The following is an 18,491-nucleotide window of genomic DNA, read 5'->3' as shown; positions in this document are numbered from 1 at the left end:
CGTCCACCGGCCGGGCGGTGGACGCCAGTAGGCGGTGGTGTCGTCGCCGGGAGGTGGTGGCCAGTGGGTGGCGGTGGCTAGTAGGTGGTGGTCGCGGCCAGTGCGAGCAGCAGCAGCGCACTGATGGCGGCGGTGGTCCGGATGGAGTTGAAGAAGTCCCAGCGGGCCNGCTGGGCCTGCCAGTCACTCGGCGGTGTCTCCGGCTGCCAGGTGGCCATCGCGTTGTTGATCGGGAGGTCACCGCGAACGGTGACGATGATGTTGGTGAGCACCGCGGCCGTGGCGAGCGCGGCGAGGATGGCGCAGGCGGTCGCTCCGGTCACGGCCGCGGCCGCCGTCAGCGCCACCGTCGAGAGCAGGCCGGCGATCTGCAGCGGCTTCATCATCTTCGGGTAGCTGATGTCGAACGCCTGCTTGACCAGCACGTAGGTGCTCGCGGGCAGCGAGTGCATCGCGGGCCGCACAGCGACGAGGCCGACGGTCATCGTCCCCGCGACGAGCCCGGTCAGAACGAGTGAGACCACGACGAACGCCGAGACCATGGCTTCCGGCTCTCCATCCTTCGGACCTGGCTGAGTGGGATGCATTCATACCAAGCCGNGGAGCTCCGGGCGGCCCGCTGTCCTATTCGTGCATCGAACCTGGCCGGGGGGCCGGTAAGGAGCCGGCCGGGGGTCAGAGGTGGTTCAGAGCTGGGCGACGATCCGGTTCAGGAGTTCTGGGGTGGCGGCGGGCGGCGGGCTGTCCACAGTGAGCCGGTTCATCGCCCGCGCGTAAATGTCCACCTCTTCCCGTTTGTCCATGTAGACGGCGCCGGTGAGCTGCTCCAGATAGACGACATCCGGCAGGTCCGACTCGGGAAAGCGCAGGATGGTGAAGGCGCCGCCCTCGGCGGCGTGCGCGCCGAACGCGAATGGCATGACCTGCAGCGTCAGGTTCGGCAGCGCGCACAGGGCGATCAGGTGTTCGAGCTGCCCACGCATGACCTTGGGGCCGCCGATCGGCCGGCACAGCGCGGCCTCGTCGATCACCACCCAGAGTCGAAGCGGGCTCTCGCGGTAGAGCACCTTCTGCCGGTTCATCCGGACGTTCACCCGGCGCTCGATGACGTCCGGCGGATCACCGGCACTGCCCTGGACGATGACCGCCCGGGCGTACTCCTCGGTCTGGAGCAGGCCGGGGACGAACTGGAGTTCGTAGGTCCGGATGAGGGCCGCCGCCTCCTCGAGCCCGATGAAGGGCTGGAACCAGTTCGGCAGGACGTCGCCGTAGCCGTGCCACCAGCCCGGGCGGTTGGCCTCGCGGACCAGGGCGAGGAGGGGCTCGCGCTCGTCGCTGTCGGTGACGCCGTAGAGCGTGAGGAGATCCTCGACGTCACGCCCCTTGAAGCTCACCCGGCCCAGTTCCATCCGGCTGATCTTCGATTCGGAGGCCCGGATGTGGTAACCGGCGTCCTCACGGCTTATGCCCTTTTTCTCCCGAAGCCGACGCAGCTGCGAGCCGAGCAGGATCCGACGGACCGTCGGACCGCCGCCCGGCTGAGTGCTCGTCACTGTCGGCCCCCTCGTCATAGGTCAATACAAGAGTACTGCATTCGATCTTCTGCTCTCGTTCACCCCGCGAGTTCTCCGCCCCCTTCAACCGGGTCGGCCTTCGCGATGTGAACCAGATACGTATACACGGCTGACGTTGAGTGTTCGTGTTCGGCTCCCATTGCTGCCGGGAAGCCACCCGTGGTCAGGCCGTTCCGCACACTGCCTGGTCAATGCCGCCCCACACAGAGTGCGTATTCCACTGCGTCGTGGACCGGGGCCGCGCGGCCGGGACGCTCCGGAACCGGCGCCGGTCGAGATGGCCGGTGCGACGGTGGCCGGCGCCCCTCACCGCCCGGGCGCCCGGCTGCCGGCATCGTCGCCGACTGCTTCCCGGGCCCGGGAAGCCCGGTTCGGAACCAGGTGACCAGAGCTGTGTTGGCAGGAGATCCAGAGCTGTGTTGCGGGAAGGCCACTGTGGCAGATGCGCCGCGTCGTGGTCGACCGGTTGCCCCCCGCTGGTGGGTGCTGCCGGCCCCTCGCCCGCCCCGTTCGCCCGCCTCCGTCGCGGGGCCCGAAATGCAGCCCGCGAGGTGCGCGGCGTTCCCCGTTCTCCGTTGTTCCCCGTCCACCTGCAGTGTTGTTCATGTGGAGTGCTGTTCGTTCGCGGGTGCGGTTGTGTGTGGTCCTGGCGGCGGCTCAGCCGGGTGACAGAGCCGCGTTGTGTTCCGGCCCCGCGGGTGCGGGCGGAGCCGGACGGCGTGTCGACCGTACAGCTTCGCCATGGTGCCCTCGCCGGGCCTCGGGACCTTCGTCGTCGCGGGGGCAGTGCCGCCGGGCGGGGGCGCGCGGCGCCGCGACGGAAACGGAAACGGCGGCGGGAGTGCAGATAGGAGCACATGCCGGTGCCTTCACGGCCCGCCGCTCGCGGCCGGGCGGCGCTCGCGGAGCGGGAGCCGTTCGTCACCGCGGACCCACAGCGAGGGTGGGCCCGATCGGGTGATCGTCGCGTGGCCTCCCGGTGGCCGAGCTTGCGGCCGCCTCGGTAACCGGGGTGCGGGCCGTGTTTCGTCCGGTGGACTTCCTGCCGGTCCACCGCTTTCCGGCCCGGCGCGCCCTCGTGGATTNCATTGTCGCCCGGCCCGGCTCCGATGGGTCAAATTGTGTTTCCGATGTGAACGGAGGTTTCCCCGAGTGTGTTGCCGGTGCCCGCGGATGTCCGGTGTCCGCGGTCGTGGGAGTCCGTCGGACGTCGTGTGCAGGAGGGCAACTGTCGTATGCACGTGCACACGCGCGTGCTGTATCGTGAGCCGAAGTCCGTGCAAGCGCACGAGCTGACCCCCGGAGGGAGGTAGGACGAGGCTTCTCGCCGGCCGGAGTCCTTTGCGGCGGGGGCGGTTCGTGGCCAGGGGCGAACCGTGAGCCGCCCGGGAAACAAAGGGGTCCAGACCCCCGGAAGCGCTCGCCTGGCTCCGGATGAAGGAACTTCAGGAGACCGATCTTGTCCAAGATCTACAGTGGTATGCCGGCCACGGCTCTTCAATGGGTCACGTGGCAGAAGAGCCGGCGGAGCAACTCCCAGGGCAACTGCGTCGAGATGGCGCGACTGCCCGGTGACGCTGTCGCCGTCCGGAACTCCAGGCATCCCGACGGCCCCGCTCTCGTCNATACGCGGGCCGAGATTGAGGCGCTCATCCTTGGAGCCAAGGACGGGGATTTCGACAACCTGCTCATCTGATGGTGGCGTCCCCCGGCACTCGGTGGGTGCCGGCGTGCCGCCTCGGGGGTGGCGGCGAGGACGCGCCATCGCAGGAACCGAGGTCTGACTGACCTCGACGCAGTCCGCCCCGCGGGGGCCGTGACCGGACAACGGCGTCCGGTCCGATCCGCGGAAGGGGTTGGCGGGTCGCCCGCCTTCGCTTTTTCCCGCTGAGCCCGGCACGGGTCCCCTACGCCCGTGCGGCCTGTCTGGAGGTTGTTGGTGTGAGCTGGTACGCCGGCGACCTGGCAGGTTCCTGCCAGACCGCATCGTTTCGACCGCGGGCCACCCGATCCGGGCCCAGGCTCCGTCGCACCGCCTCCCGGTGCGACGCCCATCGATTCGACCTCGACCCCCCGGCGTTGACGCGAGCGCTGCCACGCCCTGTACGCGCACCGGAGAGCCGAATGCCGAGCCCGACCCCGACCACGGATCGGATCTTCACGTCCGGGGATCTCCCGCTGCTGTCGCTGCCGCGGGCAGACGGGCTGATCATCTGCCGATGGCTTCCCGACCCGGTCGTCGCGCGGCCGTGGAACTCCGGAGTCGATTCGGTACTCGAACGCCGCCGCGCTCAGGTGGGCTTCGACATCGTCGAGCCGAGCTGGCTCGCCCGGGCCGCCGCCGACCGGGTAAGTGACGCCGGTGTCGACGCGGTGGTGATGCACACCCAGGGCGGGCTGCCGGGGCGCAGCGCGCTCGCGCTCGCCTTCGCCTCCCATCTGCGCTCAGTGCTGCTGCGGACGGGGCGGCCGGCGCACGTGGTCACCTCCGGTGCCCGGCCCGACCTGACCGGCCTGGTTGACCTGGTCCGGGTGCCCCACCTGGTGACGGTGACCGATGCCACCGGCGCGATCGCGGACACCGTCGTGTGGGAGATCATGACCCCCGGCCAGTTCGACGTCTGGCTGGACGGCGCGCCCCGGCCCGACCAGCGCGCCATCGAGGCGCATCTGCCCGGCCTGCTTCGGCTGCGCGGCCTGCACCGCTCCGGCCGGCTGGACCGCCGCAGCGCCGCCGCGTTACGGGACGTGATCGACCTGGTGGCGGGGGGGACGGTTTCCTCCGGCCTGATCCATCGCCATCCCGAGGCCGTCCTGCCGCTCGCCGCCGCGGCGGTCGCCGCCTGATCGGGCGCCGCGGCGGCTGACCCGGAGCAGCCGTTCGAGCCGCTCTCCCTTACCAGGGGTCCTCACCGGTGTTCCCGCACCCGGTGCCCCGCCCGGGCCTCCTCGCCCGGGGTTCCCGGACAGGCTGCCACCACCCGGTCCGGTCATGTGTGACCATCCACTGGCGCGCGCCCATTGCATTGGATGGTTCGAAGGTGCAAACATGTACTGGCTGCCCGGGGATCCCCCCGTACCCCGGGCGGCCTCTTCCTGTCACCGGCAGCCCTGTGCCGACCGGCGCGGTCGGTCAGACGAGCACCCGTTCAGGTGGCGCACCAGAGCCCGGCGCGAGCCGGTCGGGTGCGCGCCGATCGGGCACGAGCCGGTCGGGGATCCGGACGAAGGTGGCCGTCCCCGGCCTCGACCCGTCCGCGCGGAGCTGCCCCACGGCCTCCGCCAGGGCCATCTCGACGAGCCCTGACAGGCCGTCGCTCATCTCCGGGACGGCGTAGATCACCCGAGGGAACCGGCGCAGCAGATCAACAGCCCCCGTGATCACGGCGGGCATGCCGCGGAACACCCGCTCCACCCGCACCGCGGCGCTGGAGCCGTCGGCGAGCCAGGCGACGCCGTCGGGGACCCGGGCGCCGGCGCTCACCGCCGACTCGTTCTCCACCCGCCACCGCTGGCCGCTCACCCAGCCGACGACCGGGAGACCCGCCACAGGTGGACGTAGCTCCAGCAGCAGCCGGGTGCGGGCGGCCTCGGCCGCGTGCACGGCGGCGGTGACCGGCTCGACGGCGCCGCGCTCGACCTCGCCGACCAGACGCGCGCCGTTCTGGGTGAGCCGGACGATCCGGCCCCGGTTGGCCAGCAGGCCGTCGGCCCGGACGAGGTCAGCCTGCTTCCAGCGCCGCACGACTGCCCTCGCGGCGTCGCGGGAGGTCCGCATGGCCGGGTCGAGGACTATCGCGAGATCGTTCTCGTAGGCCGAGCCCATCTCCAGCAGCCAGCTGAGGCATCGGAAATCGCGCGCGTTGATACGCACGCACCCCTTGTCCGACCGTTCCTTTCTGTCGGTCTGTGTCATCTGTGTGCCTTCCCTCGGCGCCTGCTCGGGCGCCGCCACAGTGTCCTGTTCGAGGCGTCGGCCGCGTGCGACGGCGATGCCGAGCAGGCGGCACCGAGCAGGCGGCACCGAGCCCGCTGCCAGCCCGGACGTGCGTCGAACGCAGGGAATGATTAGACGATTCATCGGCTTTCTGGTGTCAGTAATGTTCGCGCCGTCTCCCCACGCGGGGTCGGCAGCGGTTCGCCCTCGCGTCAAGGGGCGCCATGACCTCGATCGATGCCACGCATACGGTGCTCGGTCCGCTGTTGTCGGCGCTGGTCAGCGCCGGGGTTTCTGTGGAGTGCCCGATTGTGTCAAAGGGCCGGATTCTGTCAAGGGGTGATCCGCTGTGCTCGCCGCTATTCGCGGATTCGGTCGCATTCCCCGCCCTCCGCCCGCCGGCCGGCCCGACGGATTTACTGGACGTCCTGAACGTATCGGGCGGGTCGGACGGAACCTGGCGGACCTGGTGGACCTGGTGGACCTGGCGGTACCTGGCGGACCAGGCAGACCAGGCAGACCAGGCAGGTCGGTCAGGTCGGTCAGGTCGGTCAGGTCGGTGAGTCAGGCGGGTCGGGCGGTGGGCCGGGCCCCGCGGTGCGACCCCGCGTGACCGTGAACCGCGTGAACCGCGTGACCACTGGGCCTGCCGCCGCCCGTGGCGAGAGCGGCGGCGCCCAGGCCGTCGCCGGGGGCAGGCCGAATCCGCCCCGGACCTTTCGGGCACCCCACCTGGACCTTTCGGTCCTCCCGGCCGGCCGCCGGGCGCCCCCGCACGGTCACGGTTACCGTCGCGCCCATGTCGTCGACCGTGACTCTGCCTACGTGGACCGAAACGTCGAAGTACCTCGCGCTGACCACCTTCCGCAAGGACGGGCGTCCCGTCTCGACCCCGGTGTGGTTCGTGGTGAACGGAGCTGAGCTGCTGGTATTGACCGATGAGGACAGCGGGAAGGTCCGCCGCCTGCGGAACTCGCCGCGCGCGACGGTCGCCCCCTGCGACGTCAGGGGACGGGCCACACAGAGCCCGATCGAGGTCATGGCGGAGGTGGTCCCGGAACGGACGGGGGCCACGCGCGCCATGGTGAACCGCAGGTACCGGCTGGCGGCACCGCTGTGGACCGTGGCCTCCAAGCTGGCGCGCGCGGTACGCCGGCGCCCGCAGGAACGTCCCACGGCGATCCGGATCACGATGCCGGGCTGGTAACCGGCCCCGACTCAGAACCTCTCGCCGAACATCGCCTCGGAACGCAGCCGCTGCCCCACCGTGGCATCCACGATCATCCGCACAATGGTGGCCTTGGTCGCCCGGCCGCTGATGCCCTTGATCTCCAACCCGGTCGCCAGCTCCTTCAGCGCGGCCACCGTGAGTGGACCCAGCTCGTCGAGCATCCGCTCGGCCGCCGCACGGCTGGGAGCGTCACGCAGCGACCGGCCGAGGGTCTCCAACGCGGCGCCGGAGGGCAGGTGCGGCCGGTCGCGGCGCGACGCGGCACGTGACCCGGGGGCCTTCCTCCCAGCCGCGGTGCCGGCGCCACCAGTGCTGCCGGCACCATCCACCGCGCTGGCACCGCCTGCGGCAGCGGCACCGCGTGCGGCAGCGGCGCCACCCGCGGTACCGGCCCTGCGCCCAGCGGCCGGGCCGCTGCGCGTCGGTGTGGCAGCGGCGCCGACGGTCGCCGCGGGCGCCGTGAAGCCCGCCTGCAGGACGGGCACGACCGCGAGCCGGGCGCGACCGCTGGCGAGATCGGCGATCTGCCGGCCGTCCAGACCGGCGAGCAGTTCCGAGACCGACCGCAGCAGGAGCGCGGCGAGCTCGCCCTGCGGCCGCGGCCCCGGATCGGCCTCGTCGGGCCGCGCCGGGCGGTCTGACCGGCCGACGGGACCGGCGCCCGGGAACGCCGGAAAGACGGAGTCAGTATCCACGGTTCGCCGCTCCGATGCGCCGGAGGAACTCGTCGACGAGGGTGCGCAGTTCCAGCGCCAGCACTCGGGGAATCCGCTCGGAAAGCACCACGGGCAACCGTGTTCCCGCGGCGCCGGCGAAGTAGGTGTTGCTCTCCCGGACCATCGCCTCGAAAACCGGCACATCAAGGCTGCGTACCAGGTTGATATGCGGCTGCATCGCCGTGATGGGCTGCCCGCCGTAGTACTGGACCATGGTGAAGACGATGCCCAGGATCTGCGGGTCGAGCCGCTTCACCTCCGGGTGCCGGTCCGACTGCAGGCCGGCCACCCGGTTGTACTCCCAGGTGAAGCGGTGCAGCCGGCTGAGGAGATGTTCGATACCCAGCGTCGACAGTTCGTCCGGCCGCGCGGGGATCAGCAGGAAGTCACAGGCGGCGATCGCCGTGCGGGTCATGACGCCGAAGTTGGGCGGGCAGTCGATGAGCACCAGGTCGAAGTCGTGCGGATGCAGCGTCGCCAGGCCGGCGGCGAGCCGCTGGTAGACGTCGAAGTAGTACCGGGTCGACCGGTGGGCCGCCGCCCCGCCGAGCCGCGCGGCCAGGTTCATCTCGACGTCGCCCAGCGACAGGTGGGACGCGACCAGCCCCAGGCTCCCGCCGTTGTGCGTGATGGAGGAGTTGACCACCGGGGGAGCGGTGATGAACGGCGAAAGGTGCGGAACGTAGGCCTCGCCGCGCCAGGCCTCGAACCACTCCTTGATGGTGCGGTCGTCGGCGAGATTCGCCCGCCACTCGTCGGGCCGGTAGAAGGAGAACGTCAGGCTCGCCTGCGGATCAAGATCGATCATCAGGACTCGTTTTCCCCAGCCGGCGATGTCCGCGCCGATGTTCGCGGTGAGCGTCGTCTTTCCTACGCCGCCCTTGTAGTTGACGACGGCCACAACTTTCACGGCACCCCCGCTCCCGCATCCCGACCGGCGCTGGTAACTCTGGTAAGAGATAACCACATGCCGGTTCGGTGGGATTCGTGTGCCATCNGGCGGGAGACGCTCCGCGGACGCACGCTGTGCTGTCCCCGCTGTCCCCGCTGTCCCCGCTGCCCGTGACACCCGAGGCGCCGGAGGCGTCCGCAGTGCCGGCGGCAGGGCCGGTGTCGGCGGTGTGGCCGGTTTCCGTTCGTCCGGGCCGTGGGGCCGGGCTGGGCCGGGCCGGGTCCGGGGCGCTCGGTGACGGCCCGGGCGGCGGGCCGGGCGCGGGGCGCCCACCGGTCGCGCTCCGTCCACGACCTCAGCACACCGGCATCCCTTCCGCCCACTCGTCGGCCGTGTTCCAGCCGGAGATCGACGCATCCACGCATATCAACCTGAACTGGAAAAATAGTCGCCCCGGTAGGCGCCGGATCCCGCGGGTGGTCGTCGCCGCCTGGCAGGGGGGCCGGTCGAGCGATTCCGAGGGAAGCGACATCATGGGGCGTACCGGCGTAAGGCCGGCAACGGCAACCCGCATTGGCGCGGCAGCAGGGAGCACCCATGTCCGACTCGTCCGTTGATCTGACCGCCGACCCGGCCACCCTGGTGGACGGGCTGGCCGCACTTTCGGAGCGCCAGACCGAGGAGGTACTGCGCGGTCCCAACGGGGATGCGTTTCTTGACGAACTGTTCGCCCGGATGCGGGACAGCTTCCAGCCGGAGAAGGCCAGCGGCGAGGACGCCCAGGTCCAGTTCGAGCTGAGCGGTGGCCCCGGTGGGACGACGCGGACGTTCGTGCTGGCCGTGCGCGGCGCCGCCTGCGAGTTGAGCATCGACCCGGCCGGCGGCCTCGCGCCGGGCGGCGGGCGCACCGTGACGGTCCGGACCGACCGGGTGCGGCTGGTCCGCATCGTCGCCGGGCAGGCCAACGCGGCCAAGCTCTACATCACCCGCAAGGTTCGGATCGACGGTGACCTGAAGTTCGGCGGTCAGGTCCTCTCCTGGTTCGGGGTTCCGACCGAGGACTGAGGAACACCCCCTCGCGCTGGGCGTCACAGCCGACGGATGGCGCCAGCGGTGGGAACGGCGCCCGTCGGCCCGGTCAGCCGGGTCGCGCTGACGGCGCGCCTGGCCGGGCCCGCGGAGCGGGGTGACGCGCCGCGGGCCGGTCCGCGCCAGGCCGGCGTCTCGCTCGTCACGCCGCACTTCGCGCAGGGCNGGCGCGTGGCACATTGTCACCGTAGCGACGACGACTGCCGAGCGGTTCGCGGTCGCGGCCGGAAATGCGCGTACGCACGGTTGCATTTGTGCACTGATCGTAGATGTCGTGAAGGTGGGTCGGCTTCAGTGTGGCGGCCGCGGAATAGCTGTTGTCACGGGTGTTGCCAAGACTTCCNGCACGCGCAACCATCTATCACCGTGACCTGTGACGATGTAATGCAACTGGCCGACCCGGTCGAACGGGCGGCACTCGCCGACGATCTGATGTGGTCGGCGCACCAGCAGCGTTCCACCCTCCGTGGTATCCGAGCAGCCGCGATCCGGCAGGCACTCGACGGTGGTTCGACCATCGCCGAACTCGCCCGCCGGATGCGGGTCAACGAAGCCGACGTCACCTGGATGGCGGACCATCCNGTGACGACCCTGCGCGTCGTCCCGTCGCCGCGCGAGCGGGCGGTCCGCATCGCCTGAGCAGGGCTTTCCGTTTCCGTGAGGTCAGGGAAGTCGTCCGGTCAACGGCGACCGGGCACGCCTCCCGCAGCTCCCGCAGCTCCCACACCCGCACATGCCGGACGTCCCGCACGTCCCGCATCGCCGTTCCGGTACTCAGCCTCCGGCGGGCCCCGTCCGCCAGCCGGGTGCGGCTGCTGACCGCCGCTCCAGGCTCCGTTTCCGGCGCCCTTTCCCGCCACCGGGCGCGGCTACTTCTCCTCGCTCCGCCGCCCGCGGTCCGGCCCGGGGTTCATCGGCGCCGCCTTTCCGGCCGCGGCCGTGCTTCCTACCGGGGCATGCGGTCCCCGTCGGTCCCCGAGCGGCACTTCTGATCTCTTCCGGAACCGGTCGGTCCTCCCACCGCCGAGCGGCGACTTCCCGGTTGCCCGGCGACTCCACTCGACCGGCGACTCCGCTCGGCCGACAAGTCCACTCGACCGACAAGTCCACTCGACCGACGACGACGTCGACGACCGGCGACTCCGCCGGGTTCCTCTCGGCTGGCACGCGTGTGGGGCGCCGTCGAAGTCCGGACTTCCCGGTTTTGTGTCCCTCCCACCGACTGGCGGAACTTTCCGGGCGGAGATTTCCGGCCCACTTCGTCCGAACCCAGGTCGGGCTCGCGACGGCGCGGCGTTCTCCCGCCCCGTTGACCGCCCCCCAGGAAGGACCTTGACCTGAAGTCAGGTTCAGGTCCTACTGTCGCACACGTGCCCCGGTCGGGGCCGGCAGGCCGGTCGGGGCAGGCCGGCCGGGTGCGGCGCCGGCTGCGACCGGCCCGTCGGCCGGACCGGGGCGCTCAGAAATGTCGGTGCGGCGTGCTTCCATGCGTGCGGCAGAGAACCTTGGACGGACTGGCGGTGGCGCGGTGAGCCTGGAGTTCACGGCTTGGAACTCGTTGTACTCGGTGATGCACGCGCAGCGGCCGCGGCGTCCGTTCTCCCGAGCGACCGTCGCGAGGATCGCGGGCTTCGCCCGGCCGCACCGCCGCAGGCTGGGCCTCTTCCTCGGAACGAGCGTGGTGGTGGCCGTCCTGGCGGTCGCCACGCCGGTGCTNGCCGGCCGGGTCCTGACGGCGATCGTGGACGGGTCACGCCCCCGCACCGTCATCCTCCTGGCGGTGGTCATCGCCGTGATCGCCCTGGCCGAGGCGGGCCTGGGCATCCTCAACCGCTGGCTGTCCGCGGGCATCGGCGAAGGTCTCATTCTCGATCTGCGCACGGCTGTGTTCGACCACGTCCAGCGCATGCCGGTCGCGTTCTTCGCCCGGACCAGAACCGGAGCCCTGGTCAGCCGCCTCAACAACGATGTCATCGGCGCCCAGCGCGCCTTCAGCAACACCCTGTCCGGGGTCGTCGGCAACCTCGTGTCGCTCCTGCTGACCCTCGTCGTGATGCTCAGCCTCTCCTGGCAGGTCACGTTGCTCGCGCTGGCGCTGCTGCCGGTGTTCGTCCTGCCCGCGCGGCGGATGGGGTCCCGGCTCGCCGCCCTTGAGCTGGAGGCGGCCAACCACAACGCGGCGATGGGCTCGCGGATGACGGAGCGGTTCTCGGCGCCCGGCGCCACGCTCATCAAGCTGTTCGGGCGGCCGGCGGAGGAGTCCGCCCAGTTCGCCGGCCGGGCGCGCCGGGTGCGTGACATCGGCGTGCGCACCGCGATGCTCCAGTCGGTGTTCATGACGGCCCTGACGGTCGTCTCCTCCCTCGCGCTGGCCCTCGTCTACGGTCTCGGCGGCTATCACGCCCTGCGCGGTGACCTGGAGCCCGGCGCGGTCGTCGCGCTCGCGCTGCTGCTGACCAGGCTCTACGCACCGCTGACCGCGCTGGCGAACGCGCGGGTCGAGGTCATGAGCGCACTGGTGAGCTTCGAGCGGGTCTTCGAGATCCTCGACCTGCGGCCGCTCATCATGCCGTCACCGGACGCCCGGCCGGTGCCCGACGGCCCGGTCTCCCTGGAGTTCGACCAGGTCAGCTTCGCCTACCCGAGCGCCGAGGCGGTGTCGCTGGCCTCGCTGGAGGAGGTGGCGGTGCTGGACGAGCGNGGCGGCACCGAGGTGCTCCACCAGGTGTCCCTGCGAGCCGAGCCCGGTCAGCTGATCGCCCTGGTCGGGTCCTCCGGCGCCGGCAAGTCGACGATCGCGCAGCTCATCCCGCGTCTGTACGACGTCGACGCGGGTGCCGTGCGGCTGGCCGGGGTGGACGTCCGCGATCTCACGGCGGAGTCGCTGCGCCAGACCGTCGGCATGGTCACCCAGGATGACCATCTCTTCCACGACACGGTGCGCGCGAACCTGCTGCTGGCCCGCCCCGAGGCCGCCGAGGAGGAACTCTGGGACGTGCTGCGCCGGGCACGGCTCGCAGACCTCGTCGAGCAGCTCCCGGACGCTCTGGACACGGTGGTCGGGGAGCGGGGCTACCGCCTGTCCGGCGGGGAGCGCCAGCGCCTCACGATCGCCCGGCTCCTGCTGGCCCGGCCACGGGTGGTCGTCCTGGACGAGGCGACGGCGCATCTGGACTCGACCTCCGAGGCCGCGGTGCAGGAGGCCCTCGGTGAGGCACTCGCCGGCCGCACCGCGGTGGTGATCGCCCACCGCCTCTCCACCGTGCGCAGCGCCGACCAGATCCTGGTCGTCGAGGCCGGCCGGATCATCGAGCGGGGCAACCACGCCGAGCTGCTGGCGGCGGGCGGCCGCTACGCCGAGCTGTACCGCACCCAGTTCGACGAGCAGGGGCACCGGGCCGCGCGGCTGCCCGCCCAGCCCGGTGCCGAGCAGCCCGATCCGGTTCAGCCTGAGCCTGACCGGACCGGACCCACGCTGGTCGGCAGCGCCTGACAGCGCTGGTCGCGGGCGTGGTCAGCTTGCTGGCAGCGCCTTCGACCAGAGGACCGCGCCGCCCACGTCACGCAGCTGGACGGTCAACGCCCGGGAGCGGCCGTCGATCGCGAGCCGGCCGAAGAACTGCAGGCCGGCGGACGGCGGCAGGTTCGACTGGCCGGCCGGTGGCGCCTTGACGAAGACCTGCTCGGGGCCGAACGTCGAGTCCAGGCTGTTCGGGCCGAACGTGCCCGCGTTCGCCGGCCCCGCGACGAACTCCCAGAAGGGGTCGAAGTCGCGGAAGCCAGCCCGGTCCGGGTGGTAGTGGTGCGCCGCGGTGTAGTGGACGTCCGCGGTCACCCAGACGGTGTTGCGCACCCGGTGGCGGCGGATCGCGGAGAGTACCTGCGCGATCTCGACCTCGCGGCCCAGCGGGGCGCCCGCCGTGCCCTGGGCGACCCCCTCGACGGCGGCGCCGTCGGGAACGATCAGGCCGATGGGCAGGTCGTTGGCGATGACCTTCCAGGTGGCCCGGCTGTTCCGCAGCCCGTCGATGAGCCAGTCCCGCTGGCGAGCGCCGAGGATCGCGGCTCCGGCCGGGTCGTTCTGGCCCACGTTGTTGTCGTTCTTGTAGCTGCGCATGTCCAGGACGAAGACGTCCAGGAGCGGCCCGTAGGAGATCTTCCGGTACAGGCGGCCGGCCGGGTCGCCGCGGCCCGGCAGCGTCGGGGTGTACTCGAACAGCGCCTGCCGCGCCCGGGCGGCCAGCACGTCGGCGCGCTTCTCGGTGTAGCGGGCGTCCCCGGTGAGGACCTCGCCCGGGTACCAGTTGTTCGTGGTCTCGTGGTCGTCCCACTGGAACACCCACGGCACCTCGCGGTTGAACGCCCGCAGGTTCGCGTCCAGGAAGTTGTAGCGGAAGTTCCCGCGGAACTCGTCGAGGGTCTCGGCGACCTTCCGTTTCTCGTCCACCACCAGGTTCCGCCACACCGTGCCGTCGGCCAGCGGCACCGTCTCCGCGAGCGGGCCGTCGGAGTACACGAAGTCCCCGGAGCAGATGGCGAAGTCCGGCGACGTGCGGCGCATCGTCTCGAAGATCTTCATGCCGCCCGCGTCCGGGTTGATGCCCCAGCCCTGGCCGCAGACGTCCCCGGTCCACACCAGGGAGACGTCCTGGGCCCGCGACGGTGCCGTCCGGAAGCGGCCGATCAGACTCTCGCCGACGCGCCGAGGGTCGTCCGCCGCCGTCAGCCGGACCCGGTAGAACACCTCGCTGCCGGGCGGCAGGCCGTCGACGGCGACGACGCCCGTGCGGTCCGTCGCGTCGGTCAGCCGGGTGACGCCCACGGTGCGCGCCGAGCGGAACGACTCGGTGCCCGCCACCTCGACCGCCATCAGCGCCGGCTGGTCCGAGCGGGCCCAGATCACGCCACCGCGGGCGGTGACGTCCCCCGCCTGGATGCCGGAGGTGAACGCCGGCCGCCGGCCCAGCACCTGCCCGGCTCCACCGCCGGCTCCGGCTCCGGCCGCCGGGCCGCTGCCGGTGCCCGTACCGGTGCCGGCCCGGGCGGCGGCCGCGCCGAGCCCGCCGGTGAGCCCGAGCGTTCCCGCGGTCGCGAGGACGGCGCCGCCGCGCAGCAGCGTGCGGCGCGGGATCGGCGCGGCGGTGCCCGGGCCGTCATCCGGTTCGGTCGTATGCGCTCCGTGCTCGGGTGTGGTCATGGAGTGCCCCCTTCTCGGGGCCGTACCTCCCGGCGCGAACCGAGTCGTCGCCCGCCTCGCGCATGGCTTCGGCACGGCCTGCGTCTCGTCGCCCCCCAGCGGGGAANAGACTGGCAATCAGGGCGGGCCACTCGCCGACAGCCGACCGACGGCGTGATGAACGTTGCGGAACGGGCAGGTAGGAGGGAGCCGCCACCCGGCCGGACCCCAGCCGGGAGGTGGCCGGACCACAGCCGGGACACGGTCGGAGCACAGGCCGGCGGCGGCCTGGCCGTGGTTCTCCGAGGGACTCATGACCAGCGCATTCAGGACCACCGGGTGGTCTCGCCGGGCCGGGCATAGCCTAGTATTTCCGCCCCAAGCGCTGTTTCCCACGANGGACGCCGGAGGGAGACCCTGGATTGAGCGGGCGGCCAGGAATGCCAGGAGATCCCCAACGCCGTTCCAGGACGCTCCCGTTCGACCTGCGCGCCGGTGGACGCCCGCGACGCAGCGCGTCGTCCCAGTTCTCCAGAGTGATCCTCGCCTTCCTGTCGGTACTGGTCTTCACCATCACGGCCGGCGGCTGGGCGATCTACACCTACGCCAACGGCCGCATCGGCCAGGTCAAACTCGACCTCGGTGACGACCGCCCCGCCGAGCGGGAGGGCGCCACCAACTACCTGATCGTCGGCACCGACAGCCGGGCGGGACTCGAAGGACAGCGCTCCGACACCACGATCCTCGTGCACTTCGGCGAGGACGAGACCGTGACGATGCTGTCCATCCCGCGCGACACCTACGTCACGATCCCCGAATACACCGACGCCGACGGCCGGAAGCACTCCAGGCACAAGGGCAAGTTCAACTCGGCGATCTCCGACGGCGGGCCGTCCCTGCTGGTCCGGACGATCGAGTCCCTCACCAACATGCGCATCGACCACTACGTGTCGATGGACCTGGAGGGCTTCAAGGCGATCACCGACGCCATCGGCGGCGTCGACGTGTGTGTGCTGGAGTCGAACTTCAAGGAGTACGTCTCCGAGAACGGCCGGAACAGCCGCAACACCAACGACCCGATGAGCGGTTTCGTGGGCGGTCCCGGGCCGGTGCACGTCGACGGAGCGATGGCGCTCGCGTTCGTCCGCCAGCGGCACGGCCTGCCCGGCGGCGACATCGACCGCATCCGCCGTCAGCAGCAGTTCATGGGGGCTGTCTTCCACAAGGTCGTCGGCGGGGGAGTGCTGAAGAACCCCGCCCAGCTCGAACGCCTGGTCAACACGGCGACGTCCGCGCTCACACTGGACGACAAGACCGACATCCTGGATCTGCGCAAGCTCGCCACCCGACTACAGGGCATCGCCTCCGGCGGGATCGGCATGCAGACCCTGCCGACCCACGCTCCGACCAGGGCCGAAGGAGCCGTCAACGACCGGGGCGAGATCCTCGTCGGCGGCCAGCGGGTCTCCGTGCAGTTCTACAACCCCGCCGACCTGGAGAAGATCATCGCTCCGCTCGGCGGTTCCACCGGCGCCGCCCCCGCCACCGGCGGCGGCGACGACACCGAGGTCACCGTGCGGGTCTTCAACGGCAGCGGGATCGCCGGCCTCGCCGCCGGCGCCGTCGACGAGCTCACCGACAAGGGCTACCGCGCGACGAACTCCGGCAACGCCTCCACCAGCAACTACGTGACCTCACGGGTCCGCTACGGCACCGGCCTGGAAGCGGCCGCGACCAGCCTGCAGGCACTCGTGCCCGGCTCCCGCCTGGAAAGCGACCCGGGCATCGACGGCCTGCAACTCATCCTCGGGACGTCCTTCGACGGCCTCGCCGACGCCCCGGTCACCCCGCCCTCGCCGGCCGCGCTGGCAGCCGGCGGAGACGAGGACACCGGCCAGGGCGCGGCAGTCCCGGCGCCCGGAGCTGCCACCACCCAACCGGCGACCCCGCCACCAGCACCGAACTGCACCTACTGAGGCACCGAACTGCACCTGCTGAGGCACCGACCGCACCCGCCGAGCCCAGGGCCCGAACCGGAGGGCTGAAACGGGGGTCAGGAGTAGGGCTCGTCGGCTGCCTGGCTGGCGGAGCCCTTCGGTGTGCGCTGGCGTGGGCTCAGTGACGCCCACTCCCCGGCCCAGCCGGCCAGCGGTTCCAACACGCCCAGGAGGCGGCGCCCATGGCTGGTCAGCCGGTACTCGCCGGCCTCGTCGACCTCAACCAGGCCCGCCTCGCGAAGTTCCCGGGCCCGCTGCGAGAGCTGGGACTCGCTGGCGCCCACCCGGGCGACCAGCGCCCGGAAGGATGACGAGCCACCACGAAGGCACCAGAACACCGCCAACGCGTGCCGCCGCCCGAGCAGATCGACCAGCGCGAGCAACTCCGCCGGCGCCCCGGAACCGGACGCTCCCACGGCATGCCCCCCGGCCGACGCCGCACCCCCCGCCTGGCCCGGTCGGCTCCCCCCGCCACCCGTGTGGGCCGCTGCCCGCGAACCGGCGCCACCGCGACGTCCCTGGGAGCCGCGACGTCCCCTGTCAGCCGCCACAGGCGGTGCCGGCGATGCCGGGCATGGCGATGCCGCCACACCCAGCTGGGATGCGTGCGGTTTCGGTACTGGGGACGCCGGCGCCGGCGCGGATGGTGCTGGTACCGGTGCGGACGGCGCTGGCGCTGGCGCATGCGGTGTGGGGGCGGACGGGGTGTGCGCCGGCCGGGCTGTTCCCGATCAGTTGGCTCGCACCCCCACCCCGTTGGCACTGTGCGTGCCGTGGGGGAGCGAGAACGAGGCGCTTTCCACTTCGGTGTCAGCGGAGCCGCCCACCAGGGAGCGCACCCGCTGGACCAGCGCTCCCGCCTGCGCCGAAACGACTCCGGCGATGCTCTGCACCTCGGGGCGCTCCCGCACCTCGCGCGCCTGGCGCATGAGCGCGTCGTACTGCTCACGCCCGGCGCGCGCACCGAGGACATATCCGACGCCAAGGGCGACAACCAGACTGGGCCTGATGCGCATGGTTCCTCCGTGGGGCAGGACCGGGCAGGCGCGGTGGACACCGCTGGCGCTCCGGCAGGTCACTGGCTTGTTTACTACCCCACTGACAGCCACCGGGGAACCTCAGGTAGGCTGACAGACGTCAGACACGATCTGGGCTGCGGGCTGCTGGGGTACCATCGGCCAGGCGCCGGATCTGTGACCGGCACCCAGAACGGTCCCGCGTAGCTCAATTGGCAGAGCAGCCGGCTGTTAACCGGCAGGTTATAGGTTCGAGTCCTATCGCGGGAGCACGTTTGCCCAGGTCAGACACCATCTTCGATGGCTCTGGACCGCGCGGAAATCCAGATCATCTCGTACTTACCCCGTACATTGCAGGGGCCTCCGGAGTACGGCGGCCCTCGGGGTGGGATCTTGAAATGAAGATCGCCGCAACTTCATCTTCATGATCCGGTGGGTATTCTGCCGGTATCCGCTCCGTGGACGGTTCCGCCGCGGACGCAGCCAGGGTGGTGGCGGTGGCTAGCCCGGGGCCCCGCCCGCCGCTCGGGGTGACAGACCTGTCTGATCGGACGGGGCGCCCCGGGTGCCGAGCTGGGCCGCGAGGCTCGACGGGCGACGGCCCCGGGCCGGTATCGGGACACCACGGCCCCACCCGTTCCGATGTTCAGCACCCCGCCCGTGGGCACCTCGGCCCGCGGCGACCCGATCGAGGCACGGCCAGCGGGCCACCGCACCCGGCGGAACCCGCCACAACGCCGCCACCAGGGCTTTCAGAGCCCACACAGGCCCCGCGACAGCTCTCACCCGCCCCCGCGCCGCCCGTCCGCGGGTGTGCGCCGACAGCGACTGAAGGGCTCGTTGTGTCTCCCCTGCCGGAGGGC

12 protein-coding genes, 1 tRNA gene and 6 pseudogenes are annotated in these 18,491 nt (G+C 71.5%); 10 read left to right on the top strand and 9 right to left on the bottom strand.

The genetic code is table 11. From position 1 onward, the window contains the following. Positions 1-77: 77 nt before the first annotated feature. The 3 genes and pseudogenes from UG55_RS37150 to UG55_RS14705 all read right to left on the bottom strand — a co-directional run. A pseudogene (locus UG55_RS37150) lies at positions 78-168 on the bottom strand (DUF1772 domain-containing protein); the annotation flags it as partial. Between the two features lies 1 nt (position 169). Beyond that, a pseudogene (locus tag UG55_RS37145) lies at positions 170-383 on the bottom strand (DUF1772 domain-containing protein); the annotation flags it as partial. Between the two features lie 303 nt (positions 384-686). Further along, on the bottom strand, positions 687-1,553 hold the full coding sequence (locus UG55_RS14705) for a helix-turn-helix transcriptional regulator (RefSeq protein WP_066068563.1): 867 nt from the start codon (positions 1,551-1,553) through the stop codon (positions 687-689). A gap of 1,480 nt (positions 1,554-3,033) precedes the next feature. On the opposite strand from UG55_RS14705, the pseudogene UG55_RS14700 reads away from it, so the two are divergent. The 3 genes and pseudogenes from UG55_RS14700 to UG55_RS14695 all read left to right on the top strand — a co-directional run. After that, positions 3,034-3,198, top strand: a pseudogene (locus tag UG55_RS14700) (DUF397 domain-containing protein); the annotation flags it as partial. Position 3,199: 1 nt separating this feature from the next. Beyond that, positions 3,200-3,270 (top strand): annotated as a pseudogene (locus tag UG55_RS37140) (DUF397 domain-containing protein); the annotation flags it as partial. Positions 3,271-3,698: 428 nt separating this feature from the next. Next, the gene (locus UG55_RS14695; RefSeq protein ID WP_066068558.1) at positions 3,699-4,421 is read left to right on the top strand and encodes a hypothetical protein; all 723 of its coding nucleotides are present in this window, start codon (positions 3,699-3,701) and stop codon (positions 4,419-4,421) included. Positions 4,422-4,707: 286 nt separating this feature from the next. Here UG55_RS14695 and UG55_RS14690 read toward each other — a convergent pair whose 3' ends face one another. Next, positions 4,708-5,448, bottom strand: a complete 741-nt coding sequence (locus UG55_RS14690) for a hypothetical protein (RefSeq protein WP_242424382.1) — start codon at positions 5,446-5,448, stop codon at positions 4,708-4,710. Positions 5,449-6,310: 862 nt separating this feature from the next. On the opposite strand from UG55_RS14690, the gene UG55_RS14685 reads away from it, so the two are divergent. Continuing rightward, the gene (locus UG55_RS14685) at positions 6,311-6,718 is read left to right on the top strand and encodes a PPOX class F420-dependent oxidoreductase (protein ID WP_066068553.1); all 408 of its coding nucleotides are present in this window, start codon (positions 6,311-6,313) and stop codon (positions 6,716-6,718) included. Positions 6,719-6,729: 11 nt separating this feature from the next. Here UG55_RS14685 and UG55_RS14680 read toward each other — a convergent pair whose 3' ends face one another. Both UG55_RS14680 and UG55_RS14675 read right to left on the bottom strand, forming a co-directional pair. After that, positions 6,730-7,437, bottom strand: coding sequence for a hypothetical protein (locus UG55_RS14680; RefSeq protein WP_066068549.1), 708 nt, complete (start codon positions 7,435-7,437; stop codon positions 6,730-6,732). Further along, positions 7,427-8,368 (bottom strand): ParA family protein, encoded by a 942-nt coding sequence (locus tag UG55_RS14675; RefSeq protein ID WP_066068545.1) that lies wholly within the window; start codon positions 8,366-8,368, stop codon positions 7,427-7,429. The genes UG55_RS14680 and UG55_RS14675 overlap by 11 nt, the downstream gene beginning before the upstream one ends. Positions 8,369-8,947: 579 nt before the next feature. Here UG55_RS14675 and UG55_RS14665 point away from each other — a divergent pair. From UG55_RS14665 to UG55_RS37120, 4 genes and pseudogenes are all read left to right on the top strand, one after another. Continuing rightward, positions 8,948-9,415: an SCP2 sterol-binding domain-containing protein gene (locus UG55_RS14665; RefSeq protein ID WP_066068537.1), complete on the top strand. Its 468-nt coding sequence runs from the start codon at positions 8,948-8,950 to the stop codon at positions 9,413-9,415. A gap of 1,552 nt (positions 9,416-10,967) precedes the next feature. Next, positions 10,968-11,155, top strand: a pseudogene (locus UG55_RS37130) (ABC transporter ATP-binding protein); the annotation flags it as partial. 1 nt (position 11,156) lies between these two features. Then, positions 11,157-12,139: pseudogene (locus tag UG55_RS37125) on the top strand (ABC transporter ATP-binding protein); the annotation flags it as partial. A 1-nt stretch (position 12,140) separates the two neighbouring features. Continuing rightward, positions 12,141-12,932: ABC transporter ATP-binding protein (locus UG55_RS37120; protein WP_242424379.1), on the top strand; the 792-nt coding region annotated here is incomplete at its 5' end. Between the two features lie 21 nt (positions 12,933-12,953). On the opposite strand, the gene UG55_RS14650 is transcribed toward UG55_RS37120, so the two are convergent. After that, positions 12,954-14,636, bottom strand: coding sequence for an alkaline phosphatase (locus UG55_RS14650; RefSeq protein ID WP_066068529.1), 1,683 nt, complete (start codon positions 14,634-14,636; stop codon positions 12,954-12,956). Between the two features lie 401 nt (positions 14,637-15,037). Between UG55_RS14650 and UG55_RS14645 the strand changes: the two genes are divergently transcribed. Further along, positions 15,038-16,591 (top strand): LCP family protein, encoded by a 1,554-nt coding sequence (locus UG55_RS14645; protein ID WP_066068526.1) that lies wholly within the window; start codon positions 15,038-15,040, stop codon positions 16,589-16,591. A 77-nt stretch (positions 16,592-16,668) separates the two neighbouring features. Here the strand turns inward: UG55_RS14645 and UG55_RS14640 are convergent, their stop codons facing one another. Next, positions 16,669-17,028, bottom strand: a complete 360-nt coding sequence (locus UG55_RS14640; RefSeq protein WP_066068523.1) for a helix-turn-helix domain-containing protein — start codon at positions 17,026-17,028, stop codon at positions 16,669-16,671. A 315-nt stretch (positions 17,029-17,343) separates the two neighbouring features. Next, a complete protein-coding gene (locus tag UG55_RS14635; protein WP_066068520.1) occupies positions 17,344-17,628 on the bottom strand; it encodes a hypothetical protein in 285 nt (94 codons plus the stop codon). Positions 17,629-17,825: 197 nt separating this feature from the next. On the opposite strand from UG55_RS14635, the gene UG55_RS14630 reads away from it, so the two are divergent. Beyond that, positions 17,826-17,898 (top strand) — tRNA-Asn (locus UG55_RS14630). The last annotated feature ends 593 nt before the right edge of the window (positions 17,899-18,491 follow it).

This window comes from Frankia sp. EI5c (genome assembly GCF_001636565.1).
In the GTDB taxonomy this organism is placed as follows: Bacteria; Actinomycetota; Actinomycetes; order Frankiales; family Frankiaceae; genus Parafrankia.
Note: the sequence above shows the minus strand (reverse complement) of the source record. Positions and strands in the feature narration are given on the sequence as shown.

What these genes read in the sequence shown, in the direction of transcription:
- UG55_RS14650 (WP_066068529.1), bottom strand. Translation starts at nt 14,636, where the DNA reads ATGACCACACCCGAGCACGGAGCGCATACGACCGAACCGGATGACGGC.
- UG55_RS14685 (WP_066068553.1), top strand. Translation starts at nt 6,311, where the DNA reads ATGTCGTCGACCGTGACTCTGCCTACGTGGACCGAAACGTCGAAGTAC.
- UG55_RS14635 (WP_066068520.1), bottom strand. Translation starts at nt 17,628, where the DNA reads ATGCGCATCAGGCCCAGTCTGGTTGTCGCCCTTGGCGTCGGATATGTC.
- UG55_RS14695 (WP_066068558.1), top strand. Translation starts at nt 3,699, where the DNA reads ATGCCGAGCCCGACCCCGACCACGGATCGGATCTTCACGTCCGGGGAT.
- UG55_RS14665 (WP_066068537.1), top strand. Translation starts at nt 8,948, where the DNA reads ATGTCCGACTCGTCCGTTGATCTGACCGCCGACCCGGCCACCCTGGTG.